A 15,718-nucleotide genomic window follows, 5' to 3' on the forward strand; every position below is an offset into this window, starting at 1 on the left:
TTCAGCCGCCGAGCGCGTCCAGCTTGAACTGCACGAGCTGACGGGCGGACTGGTCGTCCTTCGACAGGCCGTCGAGCGCGAGCTTGTAAGCGGCGCGCGCATCGTCGGTCTTGCCTTGCGCGGCGAGCAGATCGCCGCGACGATCGGCCACGAGGCCCTTGAATGCATCGACCGGCGTGCCCGACAGCAGCGCGAGACCCGCGTCGTACGCCTTCTCGTCGAGCAGCAGCGACGCGAGACGCAGCTTCGCGATCTGCTTGTACTCGTCGTCCTTGGCATGATCGACGGCCCATTGCAGCTGCGCCTTCGCGCCTGCGGTGTCGCCGGCCGCGTACAGCGTCTTCGCGGCCGCGAGCGCGGTCATCTGCGCATACGGCGTGCTGCCGAACTTGTCTTCCATGTCGCCGGCTGCGCGGGCCATCGTCGCCTTGTCGTTCGCGGCGGCAGCCTTCTGCACCTGCTCGTACAGCCCGGATGCCTCGGCGGCCTGACGGCGCTGCCAGTAATTCCAGCCGTTGAAACCGGCCGCGACGACGAGCGCCGCGAGCACGATCCACGTGGTGAGATTGCCCCAGCGGGCCCACCACGCCTTGAGACTTTCAATCGATTCTTGTTCGTCGTGATAACTCATCGGCGAGCGATTCCTTCCTGTTCAGGCTTTTCTTGTCGAGCGGATGCCAGCGCGATCAGTCGTCGCCGTCTTCGGCGGATGCAACCATCGCATTGATTAGGAATTCGGTCAAGCTTTCGACCGGTACGGTCTGCTGAACGTTCTTTTCCCCTTCCGCACCCGCACCGCGCAACGCTTTCACGCCCACCGTGCCGTTCGCAACCTCTTCTTCGCCGAAGATCACCGCGAACGCGGCGCCGCTTGCGTCGGCCCGCTTCATCTGCGACTTGAAGCTGGCCGTCGCGCCGTCGGCGCTGCAGTGGAAGATTACGTCGAGGCCCGTGTCGCGCAGGCGCTCGGCCGCGATGAACGCCTGCTCGCGCGCGGTCTCGCCCTGGTGCACGACGTACACGTCGACGCCTTCCTGCTCCGGCACGAGATCCTCTTCCTTCAGCAGCTCGAGGATGCGCTCGATGCCCATTGCCCAGCCGCACGCGGCGGTCGGCTTGCCGCCGAGCTGCTCGATCAGCGGATCGTAGCGGCCGCCGGCCGCGACCGTACCCTGCGCGCCGAGCTTGTCCGTCACCCACTCGAACACGGTCAGGTTGTAATAGTCGAGGCCGCGCACGAGACGCGGGTTGATCTTGAACGGAATGTTGTTCGCGAGCAGCAGGCGCTGCAGCCCTTCGAAGTGCGCGCGCGATTCTTCGCCGAGGAAATCGATCAGCTTCGGTGCGTTCTGCGCGATTTCCTGCAGCGCGGGATTCTTCGTGTCGAGCACGCGCAGCGGGTTCGTATACAGGCGGCGCTTGGCGTCCTCGTCGAGCACGTCGGCGAACTGCTCGAGGTACTTGATCAGTTCGACGCGGTGCGCGGCGCGCTCTTCGGCGAGGCCGAGCGAGTTGATCTCGAGCTTGATGCCGGTCAGGCCGAGGTCATCCCACAGGCGCTGGCACATCATGATGATCTCGGCATCCGCATCCGGGCCCGCGAAGCCGAGCGCCTCGACGCCGACCTGGTGGAACTGGCGATAGCGGCCGCGCTGCGGACGCTCGTGACGGAACATCGGGCCGATGTACCACAGACGCTTCGGACCGTCGTACAGCATGTTGTGCTCGATCGACGCGCGCACGACCGCCGCGGTGTTTTCCGGGCGCATCGTCAGGTTCTCGCCGTTCAGCGCGTCGGTGAAGCTGTACATCTCCTTCTCGACGATGTCGGTGACTTCGCCGATGCCGCGCGTGAAGAGCTGCGTGTGTTCGACGATCGGCGTACGGATGTTCTGGTATCCGTACGCGCGCAGCAGCGATTTCACGGTAGCTTCGAAGAACTCCCACAGGCCGGCATCCTGCGGAAGGATGTCGTTCATGCCTTTGACGCCGGTGAGCTTCTCGATCTTGCGTTTCTGTTCAGTCATCGTTCGTGTATGTGGACGAATTAGTTCAGGGCCTCGGTGCGGCCGTAATTGCGTGCGACGTAGTCGCTGACGATCTGCTGGAATTCCTCGGCGATCCGCTCGCCGCGCAGCGTCTTGACCTTCTCGCCGTCGATGAAGACGGGGGCGGCCGGGTTCTCGCCCGAACCCGGCAGGCTGATGCCGATGTTCGCGTGCTTCGATTCGCCCGGCCCGTTGACGATGCAGCCCATCACCGCGACGTTCATCTTCTCGACGCCCGGATACTCCTTGCGCCAGACCGGCATCTGCTCGCGCAGGTAGGTCTGGATCTGCATCGCGAGCTCCTGGAACAGCGTGCTCGTCGTACGGCCGCAGCCCGGGCACGCGATCACCATCGGCGCGAACGAGCGCAGGCCCATCGTCTGCAGGATTTCCTGGCCGACGATCACTTCGCCGGTGCGCGGCGCGCCCGGTTCCGGCGTCAGGGAGATGCGGATCGTGTCGCCGATCCCTTCCTGCAGCAGCACGCCGAGCGCGGCCGTCGACGCGACGATGCCCTTCGAACCCATGCCGGCCTCGGTCAGCCCGAGGTGCAGCGCGAAGCCGCAACGGCGGCCGAGTTCGCGGTACACGGCGATCAGGTCCTGCACGCCGCTGACCTTGCACGACAGCACGATGCGGTCGCGGCCGAGGCCGAGTTCGACCGCACGTTCGGCCGAGCCGATCGCCGACTGGATCAGCGCCTCGTACATCACGCTCTGCGCGCCCCACGGCTGCGAACGCGCACCGTTTTCGTCCATCATGCGCGCGAGCAGGTCCTGGTCGAGACTGCCCCAGTTCACGCCGATCCGCACGACCTTGTCGTACTTCGCCGCGGCCTCGATCATCAGCGCGAACTGCGTGTCGCGCTTCGCGCCCTGGCCGACGTTGCCGGGATTGATCCGGTACTTCGACAGCGACTCCGCGCAGCCCGGGTAATCGCGCAACAGCAGGTGGCCGTTGTAGTGGAAATCGCCGACGAGCGGCACGGTCACGCCCATCCGGTCGAGCTGCTCGCGAATCGCCGGCACGGCGGCGGCGGCGGCTGGCGTGTCGACCGTGATGCGCACCAGTTCGGAGCCCGCATTCGCGAGTTCCTTGATCTGGATCGCCGTACCGATCGCATCGGCCGTGTCGGTATTCGTCATCGACTGCACGCGCACCGGCGCGTCGCCGCCAATCGTCACGAGCTGCCCGCCCCAGCGGACATCCACCGCATGCGATACGCGGCGCGGCTGATGCCCGCCGAACACCGGCTCGGTTGAACAAATCTGACTGCTGCGTGGGGATTGAGCTTCGGATTGCATCGATAGATCCATTTACGCGGAATGCGCCGCGACGCGACGCATGAATTGAAAAAGCGCCGTGCCCTCACGGCCTGCCGATATCGACGACAGGCCTTCGCCACGGCGCTTGACGTCAGGGCAACGTGAACCGCGCCACGTTACCCCGCGCTGCCGAATATTTTGCCGGATCGACAGGTTTTCCGTCGAACGCGACTGCGTCGAGGCCTGCCTTGTTGCCGATCGTGACCTTGAACGGCCCGTCGCCGGCGACCTGCTTCGTTTCGCCGGCCCGCACCATCGCCGAGAACAGCTCCTTGCCGTTCTTGTCGCGCACGCTGAACCAGCAATCCTGCTTGACCTTCAGTTCGACCATCGACTGGCCTGCCGCGACCACGACGCTCGCCGGCTGGGCCGGTGCGGCGGCGCTTGCCGCCGTCGTTGCCACGACGGGCTGGGATGCAGCCGCCGTCGCGACCGGCGCCGCGGGCGCCGGGACGGCAGACGCAATCGCCTGCGCCGGGGCAGCCGATGCAGCGACCGGGGCCGGAACCTCATTGGCGACGGCGGTCGACGCGCCGTTCGCAGCAGCCTCTTCGACCGACGACGAGGACGCCGCCGGCGCGCTGGCGGCCGATGCATGCTCCGTGTCGCCGCCCTTGAAACGCGCGAGCAGGCTCGATGAATCGCCGCCAGTGTGCCACATCAGTACGGCGACCACCGCGACGACGACGATCGCCGTGCCCCACAGCCACGGATGGTGGCGCGACGAGCCGCCCAGCGGAATCGACACGCGGCCGCGCGGCAGATCCGTCCCCGACGACGCGGGCATCGACAGGTCGACTTCCGGCACCCCGCGCTCGCGGCGCAGCGCCTGCGCGAACGGTTCCGGATCGACGCCGAGCATCTTCGCGTAACTGCGCACGACACCGAGCGCGAACGTCACGCCGGGCAAGTGGCTGATGTCGCCGGCCTCGAGCGCCCGGAGCTTCTGCGGTGCGACCTTGAGTCGCGCCGACACGTCGTCGACCGACCAGCCCTTCGTCTCCCGAAGCTGCGCCAGCCGGCTGCCGACTGCCGCCAGCGATTCCAGTCCCGCCGGTGCCGGCTTCGCGGCATTCGTCTCTGCGCCGTTAGACGGCTGCGGCTCACTCATCCTTGTCCTCGCGTCGATTCTTCTTCACTGGCGGCCGCCACCGGCTCCCGCCGGTCCGCACCCGCAATTGTCCATACCATGCGCGGCGCCGAGGCGCCGCGACCGATCGCTATTCGCGTGTTGTACCGCCAAAAGGTTCGGGCATCCCCGGCTAGGCGCCCCCGTCAAACCGCCCGAACTTCGATGATTTTTCCTGCTGCGCCCGTTCGTTCCGCAAGGCGCGTGCGGTCCTTCACTGCGCCGGCCAGCTGGCCGCACGCGGCGTCGATGTCGTCGCCGCGCGTCTTGCGCACGGTCGTGACGACACCCGCGTCGATGAGGACCTGTGCAAAGCGCTTGATCTGCTCCGGCTTCGAGCGGATGAGGCCCGATTCCGGAAACGGATTGAACGGGATCAGGTTGAACTTGCACGGCACGTCGCGCGTGACGGCCAGCAGTTCGCGCGCATGCGCTTCGGTGTCGTTGACGCCGTCGAGCATGCAGTATTCGAAAGTAATGAAGTCACGCGGCGCGACTTTCAGATAGCGCTGGCACGCAGCCATCAGCTCGCGAAGCGGATACTTCTTGTTGAGCGGCACCAGCTCGTCGCGCAGCGCATCGTTCGGCGCGTGCAGCGAAACGGCCAGCGCGACCGGCAGCTCGGCGCCGAGGCGGTCCATCATCGGCACCACGCCGGACGTCGACAGCGTGACGCGGCGGCGCGACAGGCCGTACGCGTTGTCGTCGAGCATCAACCGCATCGCGGGCACGACCGCGCTGTAATTCAGGAGCGGCTCGCCCATGCCCATCATCACCACGTTGGTGACGACCCGTTCGGCCTTGCCGTTCGGACCGGGCGCGCGGCCCAGCGACGCTCGCAATGCAAATTCGGCCATCCGGAGCTGGCCGATGATTTCGGCTGTCGACAGGTTGCGGGAAAAGCCCTGCTTGCCCGTCGAACAGAAGCGGCAGTTGACCGCGCACCCGGCCTGCGACGACACGCACAGCGTGCCGCGCGTTTCTTCCGGGATGAACACGGTTTCGACCGCGTTGCCATTTCCGACGTCGATCAGCCACTTGCGCGTGCCGTCGGTGGAAACGTGATCGCTGGCGATATCGGGCATCACGATCGACGCACGGCCCTTGAGCTTTTCTCTCAAGGACTTCGCAAGATCGGTCATACCGTCGAAATCGCCGGCGTTGTACTGGTGGATCCAGCGCTGCAACTGCTTGGCGCGGAACGGCTTCTCGCCGAGGCTGCCGCAGTACGCGACAAGACCCTCGGCATCGAAGTCGAGAAGATTGACGGAAGTTTCGCTCGTCATGATGTGCTGCCTTGCCGCGTGCGCTGAATCCTGCCTACTTGCTGTCAGCCAGGGCTTAACGCGAGTAAACGTTCATTTCCGGGAAGAAGAAAGCGACTTCGACCGCTGCCGTTTCAGCAGCGTCCGAGCCGTGCACCGCGTTCGCGTCGATGCTGTCGGCGAAATCGGCGCGGATCGTGCCCTTTTCTGCCTTCTTCGGATCCGTTGCGCCCATCAGGTCGCGGTTCTTCAGGATTGCGCCTTCACCTTCCAGAACCTGGATCATCACCGGGCCCGAGATCATGAAATCGACGAGGTCCTTGAAGAACGGGCGTGCTGCGTGAACCGCGTAGAACTTCTCCGCGTCAGCGCGCGACAGGTGCGCCATGCGCGATGCGATGACCTTCAGGCCGGCGCCTTCGAAACGGCTGTAGATCTGGCCGATCACGTTCTTTGCTACCGCATCCGGCTTGATGATCGACAGAGTGCGCTCGATTGCCATAAAAACTCCAAAAAATTAAGAAGTTACAGGTTCAAATGAATCCGCTATTGTAGCACGATCCCGTGTATCATTGCGATTGAACCCTTACACGAATGAAAGGTTCAGAATCCATATGTTTTGTGCTGCCCGGCCATTGAAACCTCCCGGCACGGAACGTATCTTAGCCATAGCTGCTCCGGTTTGCTGCGCCGCACATCGCGCGCGCCGAACCGGCCCCGGACGCCCACGCGTTCAATGTTAGGAGAAACCATGAACGACTATCCGTACAATTTCGGCCGCGGCGGTTCCGTCAGCACCGCCGAGGTTCGCAACCGCGTGCTGCGGAACACGTACTGGCTGCTCGCGCTGTCGATGGTGCCGACCGTACTGGGTGCCTGGGTCGGTGTCACGACGGGCTTCTCGCTGTTCGCGGCCACGAGCCCGATGATGAGCCTGCTCGCGTTCTTCGCGATCGCGTTCGGCTTCATGTTCGCGATCGAGCGGACCAAAAACAGCGCGGCCGGCGTGTTCGTGCTGCTCGGCTTCACGTTCTTCATGGGCCTGATGCTGTCGCGCCTGCTCAGCTTCATCCTCGGCTTCTCGAACGGTCCGTCGCTGATCATGCTCGCGTTCGGCGGCACCGGCATCATCTTCGCCACGATGGCGACGATCGCCACGGTCAGCAAGCGCGATTTCTCGGGCCTCGGCAAGTGGCTGTTCATGGGCGTGATCGTGATCCTGCTCGCATCGGTCGCGAACATGTTCCTGCACCTGCCGGCGCTGATGCTCACCGTGTCGGTGCTCGCGATCGCGATCTTCTCGGCCTACATGCTGTTCGACGTCCAGCGCGTCGTGAACGGCGGCGAGACGAACTACATCTCGGCCACGCTCGCGATCTACCTCGACCTGTACAACGTGTTCACGAACCTGCTTGCGCTGCTCGGCATCTTCGGCGGCAACCGTAACTGACGCTCGCAGCACACCATGAAAAAACCGGCCCGAGGGCCGGTTTTTTTTCGTCCGCCGCCCGGCTCAGTCGCGCTCGAACAGCGCGATCGATTCGACGTGCGACGTATTCGGGAACATGTTCACGACACCGGCGCCCTTCAGCCGGTAGCCGGCCTCGTGCACGAGCAGGCCCGCGTCGCGCGCGAGCGTCGACGGGTTGCACGACACGTAGACGATCCGCTTCGGCAACGGGCCTTCGCCGCTCTGCGCGATCTCGGCCAGCGCCTTCGACACCGCGAGCGCGCCTTCGCGCGGCGGATCGATCAGGAACTTGTCGAAGGCGCCGAGCGCGCGCAGGTCGTCGCCCGTCACTTCGAACAGGTTCCGGCACGCGAACGTCGTGTGGCCGTCGACCCCGTTCTCGCGTGCGTTCGCCAGCGCGCGCGTCGTCAGCGTGTCGCTGCCCTCGATACCCATTACCTCGCGCGACAGCCGCGCGAGCGGCAGCGTGAAGTTGCCGATCCCGCAGAACAGGTCGAGCACGCGGTCGTCGCGCGACGGCGCGAGCAGGCGCAGCGCACGCCCTACCAGCACACGGTTGATCTGGTGATTGACCTGCGTGAAATCGGTCGGCTTGAACGGCATGCGGATGCCGAATTCCGGCAGCGTGTAGTCGAGCGGCACGTCGAGCGGATAGAACGGCGTCACCGTGTCCGGGCCCTTCGGCTGCAGCCAGAACTGCACCTTGTGTTCGTCAGCGAACGCGCGCAGCAGCGCTTCGTCGTCCGCGTTGATCGGCTCCAGCACGCGCAGCACGAGTGCCGTGACCTCCGAACCGACCGCAAGCTCGATCTGCGGCATGCGATCGCGGATCGACAGCCCTTCGACGAGCCGGCGCAGCGGCACGAGCATCGCCGACACGTGCGGCGGCAGCACTTCGCAGCTCGTCATGTCGGCGACGTAGCTGCTCTTCTTCTCGTGGAAACCGACCAGCACGCCGCCCTTCTTCGCCACGTTGCGCACGGTCAGGCGCGCACGGTAGCGATAACCCCACGACGGGCCGTGGATCGGCGCGAACATCGTTTCCGCGCGCAGCTTCGCCAGGTGCCACAGGTTGTCCTCGAGCACGCGCTGCTTGACCGCCACCTGCGCGCGCATGTCGAGATGCTGCATCGAGCAGCCGCCGCAGGTGCCGAAGAACTTGCATTTCGGCTGCGTGCGCATCACGCTCGGGCGCAGAATGTCGACGACCGTCGCCTGCTCGTAGCTCGGCTTGCGGCGGTAGCTCGAATAGGTCACGCGCTCGCCGGGCAGCGCGCCTTCGACGAAGATGACCTTGCCCGGCTCGCCGTCCTCGGTGATCGTGCGGCCGACACCGCGCGCTTCCATGTCGAGCGATTCGATCTCGAGAACCGGGGCGGGCCCGGGCGCGACGGGCGCGTTTTTCGATTTGCGCGCAGAAGTGGGGACGGCTTCGGACACCAGCTTTTCCTGACAAACGTTGAAGAAGGCGAGATTGTAGACGACGACGGCCCGCATCGCGTGGTTTGGATGGGCAAGTGTCGACACTTGAGCATGAACGGCCCTGGGTTGCACCCAAGCGGCCATGCGCGCGGCAGCGGAAGGCACCCGCACCGCCAGGCCGCAGAACCGCACACGGGGCGAGCCCGGGCCCGACATCCGCCCGACAGGAGATTCGACCATGCGATTGATCGACTGGAACATCCAATGGGGTCGGGACACGGACGGCGTTGTCGATCTTTCCCGCACCGTCTCGACCATCCGCCGGCTCGGCGATTTCGACGTCATGTGCCTGCAGGAGGTCACGCGCGGCTTCGGCGCACTGCCCGGCCGCCCCGGCCCGGACCAGTTCGTCGAACTCGCGGCGCTGCTGCCCGGTTATACGATCGTCGACGCCATCGGCGCCGACCTGCCGGCCATCCTGCCGGGCGCGCCGCGCCGCCAGTTCGGCAATGCGATCGCGACGCGGCTGCCGGTCGGGCGCGTGCTGCGCCAGTCGCTGCCGTGGCCGGCCGACGCCGGTGCGCCGTCGATGCCGCGTGTCGCGCTCGACGTCGAATTGCAGGCGCCGTTCGGGCCGCTGCGCGTGGTCACCACGCATCTGGAGTATTACTCGGTGCGCCAGCGGCTTGCGCAGGTCGATGCGCTGCGCGACCGGCACCGCGGGGCGTGCATGCATGCGGAACGCCCGGCACCCGCCGAAGCCGCCGACGGGCCGTTCAGCGCGACCGGGCAGCCTTGCGACGCGATCGTCTGCGGTGATTTCAACAGTGCGTTCGACAGCGACGCGTACCGGCGCTTCCTGGCGCCGCTCGCAGACGCGCCGCGCTTCGTCGACGCCTGGGTCGCGCGGCACCCGGGCCACCCGCCGCCACCGACGGCGGGCGTCTACGATACGGTGCAATGGTCGGAAGGACCGCTCGCGTGCGACTTCGTGTTCGTGACCGAAACGCTGCTGCCGCGCGTCATCCACTGCGAGATCGACGGCCACGTGCGCGCGTCGGATCACCAGCCGGTACTGCTCGAACTGGCCTGATCGCGCCGGTTGCGGCGCAGGCCCGTCGCCCGCGCTATGCGTCGAAACCGGCCAGGTACTCGACCCAGTGCGGCGCCGGCTCCAGCGCGAGCGCGTTCTTCACGAGCAGGATCTCGTCCGCATACTCGCTCGGCGTCAGGCCGCCGCGCATCAACTGGAACCGGCAGTACAGCAGGTAGGTGTTGACGACGTCGGTCTCGCAATAGTTGCGGATTTCCTCGATCCGGCCATCCCGGAATGCCGGCCAAACCTGGCTGCCGTCCATCCCGAGCTTGCCCGGGAAGCCGCACAGCTTCGCGAGCGCGTCGAGCGGTGCGTTTGCGCGCGCCTGATACATCGCGAGCACATCCATCAGGTCGGTATGCCGCGAGTGATAGCGCGAGATGTAGTTGTTCCACTTGAAATCGCGGTCGTCCTCGCCGAGATCCCAGTAGCGGGACGCGGGAATGCCGTGCACCAGCGCGCGGTAATGCAGCACCGGCAGGTCGAAGCCGCCGCCGTTCCACGACACGAGCTGCGGCGTGTATTTTTCGATCACGCGGTAGAACGACTGGATCAGCGTCGCTTCGTTGTCCTGCGGCGTCCCGAGCGAGCGCACGCGAAAGCCGTTGTTGTCGCGGAACACGCACGAGATTGCCGCGATCCGCTGCAGGTGATGCGGCAGGAAATCGCCGCCGGTCTTCTCGCGGCGCGCGGCGAACGCGTGTTCGGCCACCGCGGCATCGTCGAGCGTCGCGGGCAGGCCTTCCAGACGGCGAATGCCGTCGACATCGGGAATCGTCTCGATGTCAAAAACAAGAATCGGAGTCATCAGTTACAGAACGGCGTCCTTGCGCACGCCGTTGGAGGCGAAGAACCGCTTGAGGCGCACCAGCGCTTCCTGCTGGATCTGCCGCACGCGCTCGCGCGTGAGCCCCATCTCGTCGGCGAGCTCCTCGAGCGTCGCCGGTTCGATGTGGTTCAGGCCGAAGCGGCGCTCGATCACGTGCCGGTGCTTGTCCGACAGCCGCGACAGCCATGCGCGCGTCAGCGTTTCGAGCTCGCGGTGCTGCACCTCGGCGTCGGGCGACTGGCTCTGGTCGTCAGGCAGCAGGTCGAGCAGGCTGCTCGCGGGATCGAGGTCGAGCGGTGCGTCGAGCGACGCCGTGTGCTCGTTGAGCGCGAGAATGTCGGTGACTTCCTCGGCGGTCTTGCCGGTGAGGTAGGCGATGTCGTCGATGCTGGCTTCGCGGCGCTCGGCCGCCTCACCCGTCGACATCGAATTCTTTTCGAGGTGGCGCTTCGCGCGCAGCACCTGGTTCAGCTCGCGGATCACGTGCACGGGCAGACGCACCGTGCGGGCCTGGTTCATGATCGCCCGTTCGATGCTCTGCCGGATCCACCACGTCGCGTAGGTCGAGAAACGAAAGCCGCGCGTCGGGTCGAATTTCTCGATCGCGTGCATCAGGCCGAGGTTGCCTTCCTCGATCAGGTCGAGCAACGGCACGCCGCGGTTCAGGTACCCCTTCGCGATGCTGACGACGAGGCGCAGGTTGCGTTCGATCATCACCTGCCGCGCCTCGAATTCGCCGGCCTTCGCGAGACGCGAATAACGCTGCTCTTCCTCGACGGTCAGCAGCGGCTTCACGCTGATGCGGTTCAGGTAATGCTGGATCGTGTCGGCCGTGAGTTCGGCCTGCAGCATCGTGCGAAAATCGTCGACGTCGGGCGATGCTTCCGGACGGCTTTCGCGCTCTTCGTCGCCACTGTCCGCGTCCGATTCGGCGTCGCGTGCCTCGAGATCACGTTCGTTTTCCGCGACGTCGTCTTCGTCGTCCTTCGAAGCACCAGCTCGCCCCACCGATGCTTGCGTGGCACGACTGATCTTCTCAGACTCGGCTTGCGGCTCGTGGCGCTTCGATTTCGGCATGGTCGTCTCGGTTATTGAGGCGGCAAATACTTCAGCGGATCGACAGGCTTACCCTGCCGGCGAACCTCGAAATGCAGCATCACGCGGTCGGCATCGCTGTTACCCATCTCGGCGATCTTCTGCCCCTTCGTTACCGCGTCCCCCTCTTTTACCATCAAAGCGCGATTGTGTGCATACGCCGTGAGGTAAGTTGCATCGTGTTTGATGATAATGAGGTTGCCGTAACCACGCAGGCCATTACCGGAGTAAACAACGCGGCCGTCTGCTGCCGCCTTCACGGCCTCGCCGGCCGTGCCGCCGATATTGACACCCTTGTTCTTCGCGTCGTCGAACCCGTTCAGCACGGGGCCGCGCGCGGGCCACGCGAACGTCACGGGGCCGCTCGGGGCTGCCGCCGTATCGCTCGACCCGGTTGCCGCGGCCGGCGGCGTGGCGGCAAGCGCCGACGACGTGCCGGCTGCCGGCGTGGCGGGACCGCTGCTCAGCGGCGCGGTCGCGACCGCGGCGCCCGCGATCGGCGCGGTGGCCGGTGCGCCCGCAACCGCGGCGCCGCCCGGCGGCGCAACGCGCAGCAGCTGGTCGACTTCGATCTGGTTCGGGTTCGTCAGGTTGTTCCACGACGCGATGTCGCGGTAGTTCTGCCCGTTCTCCAGCGCAATCCGGTACAGCGTGTCACCCGGCTTCACACGATAGAAGCCAGGCGGCGGCGGCCCGAGCGGCACCGCGGGCTGCGCGGCGGCGGTCGTGCCGAGCGAGCCGGAGCGATCGACGACGGGCGCGTTGTCGAGCCGCGTCGCACAGGCGGCCAGTAACGTGGAGAACGCAGCCACACAGATCGCGCGCTGGGCGAGCGTGAGCGGTTCCCTGGATCGGTTGTTTTGCATCGCGCGCAACATACTCATCGGTTTCAAATCACTCCGGATTTTAAAGGGACAAAGAAAACGCGATCAAGCCGGGACTCTCGCCATTGCGCGTGCGCAACGCGCTCGACGAGCGTGAGCACCTGGTGCTGCCCGCTCTGCGCGCCGACCGGCGCGACGAGCCGCCCGCCGATCGCGAGCTGCTCGAGCAGCGCCTGCGGCACGTCGAGCCCCGCCGCCGCGATCACGATCGCGTCGAACGGGGCCGCGGACGGCAGGCCGACACGCCCGTCGCCGTAGTGCAGACGGATGTTCGGCACGCGCAGCGGCCGCAGGTTCAGCTTCGCGCGCTCGTAAAGCGGCTTGATGCGTTCAATCGAATACACGTCGCGTGCCACGTGGCTCAGCACGGCGGCCTGATAGCCGCAGCCCGTGCCGATCTCGAGCACGCGCTCGAGTGTGCGGCCGGCCATCGCGAGCTCGATCATGCGCGCGACAACCGACGGCTTGGAAATGGTTTGCTGATGGCCGATCGGCAGCGCCGAATCCTCATAGGCCTGCGTTGCCAGCCCCGGATCCACGAACATGTGGCGCGGCACCGCGGCCATTGCGTCCAGCACGCGCGCATCGGTCACGCCGTTCGCACGCAGCCGTTCGACCATCCGCTCGCGTACACGTTCCGACGTGAGCGCGAACGCGCCGGCCGGCGCGATGCTCGGCGCAGCCGGCTTCGGCAGCGCAGGCTTCAGCGCGGTGGGCTTCGGCGCGGTCGCGGGCTTCGCGGCGGCGGTGCCCGACAACGGCGCACGCACGGCGGCCGGTTTCACCGCAACCGGTTTCAGTACGGCTGCGGACTTGTCGGCGGCCTTCGGCAGCACGACCGCCGCATGGCGTTCGCCGGCTCGACCTTCCGACTTGCGTGGCGCTCGCTTGAGATCTTCGAGCGCGAGCGGGAACCGCTTCGCGCGCTCGCCGCTCATGAAGCCCGCCCTCCGGCGCGCGCCCATTCGCGCGTCGCGGGCAGCATCTGCGTATGCGTGAGGTCGAGCTGCAGCGGCGTGATCGACACGAAACCGTTTGCGACGGCGTGGAAATCGGTGCCGTCGCTCGCGTCCAGCGCCGCGCCCGCCGCGCCGATCCAGTAGATCGGCTCGCCGCGCGGGTCGGTCTGGCGAATCACCGGCTGCGACGGATGACGCTTGCCGAGGCGCGTGACCTTCCAGCCCTTCAGTTCGTCGTACGGCAGGTTCGGAATATTGACGTTCAACAGCGGGTTGCCCGGCAGCGGATGCGCGAGGTAGTGCTCGACGATCTCCGCGGCGACGCGCGCGGCGTCCGCCAGATGGGCCCAACCCTTGTCGGCCAGCGAGAACGCGATGGCCGGCACGCCGAACATGATGCCTTCGGTGGCGGCTGCAACTGTCCCCGAATAGAGCGTGTCTTCGCCCATGTTCTGGCCGTTGTTGATCCCGGAAACGACGAGATCCGGCCTCGCATCGGCCATTCCCGTCAACGCGACGTGCACCGAATCCGTCGGCGTGCCGTTCACGTAGAAGAAACCCGTACCCGGCGCACGCTGCACCGACAGCGGCCGCGACAACGTGAGGGAGTTCGATGCGCCGCTGCAGTTCTGCTCGGGCGCGATCACCGTGAGCTCGGCCAGCGGCTGCAGCGCTTCGCTGAGCGCGGCGAGACCGGGGGCGAGATAGCCGTCGTCGTTGCTGAGTAGGATTCGCATCCGGCGATTGTAACCGAGGAAAGATGGCGCGAGAGCGACAGTCCGGCCGGCGCGGACAGGCGGGTACGCGCATCCGCGTGCGATGCACCGCCGCATTGCACAGCGGCATTCCGCGCACCCAGGAAAACACCGGGCCGCCCGGTTTCTTCGCCCCGGAGGAAGCCTCCCTGGGGGACGCCTCCTCCGGGAGCCCGGCGCGAAGCGCCAGGCTCGTAACCGCTCAGATCGCGCCGGCTTCGCGCAGCGCGGCGATCGCCTGCGCGTCGTAGCCGAGGCCGCCCAGCACCTCGTCCGTGTGCTCGCCGAGTTCGGGCCCGAGCCACCGCGTTTCGCCCGGGGTGTCCGACAGCTTCGGCGTGATGTTCGGCAGCGGAATGTCGGTGCCGTCGGCCAGCTTGAACCGCTGGATCATCTGGCGCGCGACGAACTGCGGATCGGTGAACATGTCGGCGGCGCTGTAGATCCGGCCGGCCGGCACGTCGGCCGCGTTGAGGACGACGAGCGCGTCGTCGATCGTGCGCGGCGCGAGCCATGCGGCAATCGCGTCATCGATCTCCTGCGTGCGCGGCACACGCCCGTCGTTTCGGGCGAGCGCCGGATCGTCGGCGAGGTCGTCGCGCTCGATCGCCTTCATCAACCGCTTGAAGATCGGATCGCTGTTGCCGCCGATCACGATGCTGCCGTCGCGGCACGCGTACGTATTCGACGGCACGATGCCGGGCAGCGACGCGCCGGTGCGCTCGCGCACCATCCCGTACACGCCATACTCGGGCACCACGCTTTCCATCATGTTGAAGACAGCTTCATACAGTGCAACGTCGACCACCTGCCCCGCGCCGCCATTGACCTTGCGGTGATGCAGCGCCATCAGCGCGCCGATCACGCCGTGCAGCGCGGCGATCGAATCGCCGATCGAGATGCCGATGCGCGGCGGCGGCAGATCGGGATAGCCGGTGATGTGGCGCAGCCCGCCCATCGATTCGGCGATCGCGCCGAAGCCGGGCCGGTCGCGATACGGGCCCGTCTGCCCGTAGCCGGACAGGCGCACCATCACGAGGCCCGGATTGTCGGCCGACAACACGTCGTAGCCGAGCCCGAGTTTTTCGAGCAGGCCCGGACGGAAGTTCTCGATCACGATGTCGGCCTCGCTCGCGAGCTGCCGCGCGATCGCCTTGCCGGCGTCGGTTTTCAGGTTGAGCGTGACCGATTTCTTGTTGCGTGCCTGGACGGACCACCACAGCGACGTGCCGCCCTGCTCCGGGTGAAGCTTGCGCCACTTGCGCAGCGGGTCGCCGCCGTTCGGATCCTCGATCTTGATTACTTCCGCGCCGAATTCGGCGAACAGCCGCGACGCGAACGGCCCCGCGATCAGCGTTCCGAATTCGAGCACTTTGACGCCCGCGAGCGGGCCCTGGCTGGTGCTCATGTGTCTCCCTGGCATGAGGAACGGCGCCGCCG

General features: G+C 66.4%; 15 protein-coding genes. 2 read left to right on the plus strand and 13 right to left on the minus strand.

Going from position 1 to position 15,718, the window contains the following annotated elements; genetic code table 11:
• Window position 1: 1 nt before the first annotated feature.
• From AC5LXK_RS09650 to ndk, 6 genes are all read right to left on the minus strand, one after another.
• The gene (locus AC5LXK_RS09650) at window positions 2–631 is read right to left on the minus strand and encodes a tetratricopeptide repeat protein (RefSeq protein WP_493388652.1); all 630 of its coding nucleotides are present in this window, start codon (window positions 629–631) and stop codon (window positions 2–4) included.
• A 55-nt stretch (window positions 632–686) separates the two neighbouring features.
• A complete protein-coding gene (hisS, locus tag AC5LXK_RS09655; RefSeq protein ID WP_493388653.1) occupies window positions 687–2,027 on the minus strand; it encodes a histidine--tRNA ligase in 1,341 nt (446 codons plus the stop codon).
• A 20-nt stretch (window positions 2,028–2,047) separates the two neighbouring features.
• Entirely contained in the window at window positions 2,048–3,352 is a 1,305-nt protein-coding gene (gene ispG, locus AC5LXK_RS09660; RefSeq protein ID WP_493388654.1) for a flavodoxin-dependent (E)-4-hydroxy-3-methylbut-2-enyl-diphosphate synthase, read from the minus strand.
• A gap of 112 nt (window positions 3,353–3,464) precedes the next feature.
• A complete protein-coding gene (locus tag AC5LXK_RS09665; RefSeq protein WP_493388655.1) occupies window positions 3,465–4,484 on the minus strand; it encodes a helix-turn-helix domain-containing protein in 1,020 nt (339 codons plus the stop codon).
• Between the two features lie 164 nt (window positions 4,485–4,648).
• Window positions 4,649–5,788, minus strand: coding sequence for a dual-specificity RNA methyltransferase RlmN (rlmN, locus tag AC5LXK_RS09670; RefSeq protein ID WP_011549686.1), 1,140 nt, complete (start codon window positions 5,786–5,788; stop codon window positions 4,649–4,651).
• A gap of 55 nt (window positions 5,789–5,843) precedes the next feature.
• Entirely contained in the window at window positions 5,844–6,269 is a 426-nt protein-coding gene (gene ndk / locus AC5LXK_RS09675) for a nucleoside-diphosphate kinase (protein WP_175777079.1), read from the minus strand.
• Window positions 6,270–6,518: 249 nt separating this feature from the next.
• Here ndk and AC5LXK_RS09680 point away from each other — a divergent pair, with 249 nt between their 5' ends.
• A complete protein-coding gene (locus tag AC5LXK_RS09680; RefSeq protein WP_493388656.1) occupies window positions 6,519–7,217 on the plus strand; it encodes a Bax inhibitor-1/YccA family protein in 699 nt (232 codons plus the stop codon).
• A 63-nt stretch (window positions 7,218–7,280) separates the two neighbouring features.
• Here the strand turns inward: AC5LXK_RS09680 and rlmD are convergent, their stop codons facing one another.
• Complete coding sequence (gene rlmD, locus AC5LXK_RS09685) at window positions 7,281–8,735, minus strand: 23S rRNA (uracil(1939)-C(5))-methyltransferase RlmD (protein WP_493388657.1); 1,455 nt, start codon at window positions 8,733–8,735, stop codon at window positions 7,281–7,283.
• A gap of 163 nt (window positions 8,736–8,898) precedes the next feature.
• Here rlmD and AC5LXK_RS09690 point away from each other — a divergent pair, with 163 nt between their 5' ends.
• On the plus strand, window positions 8,899–9,753 hold the full coding sequence (locus tag AC5LXK_RS09690) for an endonuclease/exonuclease/phosphatase family protein (RefSeq protein ID WP_493388658.1): 855 nt from the start codon (window positions 8,899–8,901) through the stop codon (window positions 9,751–9,753).
• A 34-nt stretch (window positions 9,754–9,787) separates the two neighbouring features.
• Here AC5LXK_RS09690 and AC5LXK_RS09695 read toward each other — a convergent pair whose 3' ends face one another.
• From AC5LXK_RS09695 to AC5LXK_RS09720, 6 genes are all read right to left on the minus strand, one after another.
• Entirely contained in the window at window positions 9,788–10,564 is a 777-nt protein-coding gene (locus AC5LXK_RS09695; protein WP_493388659.1) for a 3'-5' exonuclease, read from the minus strand.
• A gap of 3 nt (window positions 10,565–10,567) precedes the next feature.
• Entirely contained in the window at window positions 10,568–11,662 is a 1,095-nt protein-coding gene (rpoS, locus tag AC5LXK_RS09700; protein WP_493388660.1) for an RNA polymerase sigma factor RpoS, read from the minus strand.
• Between the two features lie 11 nt (window positions 11,663–11,673).
• Window positions 11,674–12,564, minus strand: coding sequence for a peptidoglycan DD-metalloendopeptidase family protein (locus AC5LXK_RS09705; protein WP_493388661.1), 891 nt, complete (start codon window positions 12,562–12,564; stop codon window positions 11,674–11,676).
• A 5-nt stretch (window positions 12,565–12,569) separates the two neighbouring features.
• Window positions 12,570–13,502: a protein-L-isoaspartate(D-aspartate) O-methyltransferase gene (locus AC5LXK_RS09710; protein WP_493388662.1), complete on the minus strand. Its 933-nt coding sequence runs from the start codon at window positions 13,500–13,502 to the stop codon at window positions 12,570–12,572.
• On the minus strand, window positions 13,499–14,260 hold the full coding sequence (gene surE / locus AC5LXK_RS09715; protein ID WP_493388663.1) for a 5'/3'-nucleotidase SurE: 762 nt from the start codon (window positions 14,258–14,260) through the stop codon (window positions 13,499–13,501). The genes AC5LXK_RS09710 and surE overlap by 4 nt, the downstream gene beginning before the upstream one ends.
• Before the next feature lie 220 nt (window positions 14,261–14,480).
• Window positions 14,481–15,686: a CaiB/BaiF CoA transferase family protein gene (locus AC5LXK_RS09720; protein ID WP_493388664.1), complete on the minus strand. Its 1,206-nt coding sequence runs from the start codon at window positions 15,684–15,686 to the stop codon at window positions 14,481–14,483.
• Window positions 15,687–15,718 lie beyond the last annotated feature (32 nt).

The organism is Burkholderia pulmonis (assembly GCF_984667975.1).

What these genes read in the sequence shown, in the direction of transcription:
- ispG (WP_493388654.1), bottom strand. Translation starts at nt 3,352, where the DNA reads ATGCAATCCGAAGCTCAATCCCCACGCAGCAGTCAGATTTGTTCAACC.
- rpoS (WP_493388660.1), bottom strand. Translation starts at nt 11,662, where the DNA reads ATGCCGAAATCGAAGCGCCACGAGCCGCAAGCCGAGTCTGAGAAGATC.
- AC5LXK_RS09710 (WP_493388662.1), bottom strand. Translation starts at nt 13,502, where the DNA reads ATGAGCGGCGAGCGCGCGAAGCGGTTCCCGCTCGCGCTCGAAGATCTC.
- AC5LXK_RS09695 (WP_493388659.1), bottom strand. Translation starts at nt 10,564, where the DNA reads ATGACTCCGATTCTTGTTTTTGACATCGAGACGATTCCCGATGTCGAC.
- rlmN (WP_011549686.1), bottom strand. Translation starts at nt 5,788, where the DNA reads ATGACGAGCGAAACTTCCGTCAATCTTCTCGACTTCGATGCCGAGGGT.
- ndk (WP_175777079.1), bottom strand. Translation starts at nt 6,269, where the DNA reads ATGGCAATCGAGCGCACTCTGTCGATCATCAAGCCGGATGCGGTAGCA.
- AC5LXK_RS09680 (WP_493388656.1), top strand. Translation starts at nt 6,519, where the DNA reads ATGAACGACTATCCGTACAATTTCGGCCGCGGCGGTTCCGTCAGCACC.
- AC5LXK_RS09665 (WP_493388655.1), bottom strand. Translation starts at nt 4,484, where the DNA reads ATGAGTGAGCCGCAGCCGTCTAACGGCGCAGAGACGAATGCCGCGAAG.
- surE (WP_493388663.1), bottom strand. Translation starts at nt 14,260, where the DNA reads ATGCGAATCCTACTCAGCAACGACGACGGCTATCTCGCCCCCGGTCTC.
- rlmD (WP_493388657.1), bottom strand. Translation starts at nt 8,735, where the DNA reads ATGCGGGCCGTCGTCGTCTACAATCTCGCCTTCTTCAACGTTTGTCAG.
- AC5LXK_RS09690 (WP_493388658.1), top strand. Translation starts at nt 8,899, where the DNA reads ATGCGATTGATCGACTGGAACATCCAATGGGGTCGGGACACGGACGGC.
- AC5LXK_RS09720 (WP_493388664.1), bottom strand. Translation starts at nt 15,686, where the DNA reads ATGAGCACCAGCCAGGGCCCGCTCGCGGGCGTCAAAGTGCTCGAATTC.
- hisS (WP_493388653.1), bottom strand. Translation starts at nt 2,027, where the DNA reads ATGACTGAACAGAAACGCAAGATCGAGAAGCTCACCGGCGTCAAAGGC.
- AC5LXK_RS09650 (WP_493388652.1), bottom strand. Translation starts at nt 631, where the DNA reads ATGAGTTATCACGACGAACAAGAATCGATTGAAAGTCTCAAGGCGTGG.
- AC5LXK_RS09705 (WP_493388661.1), bottom strand. Translation starts at nt 12,564, where the DNA reads ATGAGTATGTTGCGCGCGATGCAAAACAACCGATCCAGGGAACCGCTC.